The organism is Bradyrhizobium sp. P2_E8, assembly GCF_056403875.1.
In genome coordinates this window covers 1-1,287 of sequence record NZ_JBFUES010001472.1, presented here as the reverse complement: position 1 = coordinate 1,287, position 1,287 = coordinate 1, and the positions used below count along the sequence as shown (strand labels likewise).

Below are 1,287 nucleotides of genomic sequence, written 5' to 3'. Positions count from 1 at the left end.
CTGATGCACGCCGACAGCAAGGATCTCGCCCGGATCAGGGCGGTGGCGGACTACATCGGCGAGATCGTGGAGCGCGAGCGGGGGCTATTTGCGGGGCGGCAAACACCGCTCCCGTAGGGTGGGTTAGCCGAAGGCGTAACCCACCACTTCTGTCTCGGCAGATAAACACAGTGGTGGGTTACGCCCAGCGACCGCGCTTCGCGCAGCCGCAAGGCTAACCCACCCTACGCATTCAACGGCATCTCGCTAATTCTGCTTCGGCTTCTTCGCCGCCACCTTCGGCTCACGCTTCGCGCCGTCCAGCGCGCTATCCCTTCCCGCCTTCAGCACCTCGTCCGACAGCTCGCTGGAGCCGGCGATGCGCGCCAGCAGCATGGTGCCGGCCATCGTCGCCAGCGTCGCGATCGCCTGCTTGCGCGCGGCCTTGCGCGGCAGGTTCGGGATGTAGTCGGTCATCATCTCGATCATCTCGTCGAGCTTGCCGGCGAAGGCTTTTCGCGTCTTCGGGCTCTCGCGGGCGATCTCTGCGCCCAGCGCAGGAATCGAGCAGCCATGGCCGGGATTGTCGCGATGCAGCGCGGAGAGATAGGCCTCGGCGATCAGCGCCAGCCGTTTCTCGGGAGAGACCTCGCCGCTGATCTTGCGCCAGTGCTCCATCGAGCGGTCCATGGCGTAGCCAAAGGCCTCGATCACCAGCGCCTCGCGGGAATCGAAATGCGCGTAGAAGCCGCCGTGGGTCAGGCCCGCCTCCTTCATGAGGTCGGCGACGCCGATGCCGTGCGCACCCTTTTCGCGCAGCCGCACGGAGGCCTTCTTCACGATGCGGTCGTGGGTTTCCTGCTTGTGTTCCCGGGAATAGCGCATGCGAGTCTCATTGAATGTCGGAGATCATCCCATAACACAGAAATGGACCAGACGGTGGATTAATTCACGTTAAGGTATTACCGATCATGGAAAAGGTTGCAGTTGCATGGACTGCGAGCGCGCCCTTGCCGTCGCGGACGAAACCCTCGGTGTAACTGGTCTGCCGTCCCAGCTTGACGACCTTGCCTTCGGCCGAGATCAGCCCGGACCGGACCGACAGCGGGCGCAGGAACGTCATTTTCAGATCGAGGGTCACGGACGACTGCCCGGCCTCCAGCCGGGTCGAAATGGCGCATCCCATGGCGGTGTCGATCAGCGCCGCGGCCGTCGCGCCATGCAGGAGGCCGATGGTATTCTCGAGATCCTCGCGCGGCTCCAATTCCATCACGATCCGGCCCGGCTCGACCACCGCCATGGTGAAGC

At 64.0% G+C, this 1,287-nt stretch carries 2 protein-coding genes; both read right to left on the bottom strand.

Going from position 1 to position 1,287, the window contains the following annotated elements:
* Positions 1-246 precede the first annotated feature (246 nt).
* Positions 247-864 carry a TetR/AcrR family transcriptional regulator gene (locus AC1D00_RS41525; RefSeq protein ID WP_477014695.1) on the bottom strand — a complete coding sequence of 206 codons (618 nt, stop codon included), beginning with the start codon at positions 862-864 and terminating at the stop codon, positions 247-249.
* Between the two features lie 64 nt (positions 865-928).
* On the bottom strand, positions 929-1,287 hold a 359-nt coding region (locus AC1D00_RS41520; protein ID WP_477014694.1), incomplete at its 5' end, for a PaaI family thioesterase.

Excerpts from the sequence above, each read along its gene's own strand:
- AC1D00_RS41525 (WP_477014695.1), bottom strand. The coding sequence starts at position 864 with ATGCGCTATTCCCGGGAACACAAGCAGGAAACCCACGACCGCATCGTG.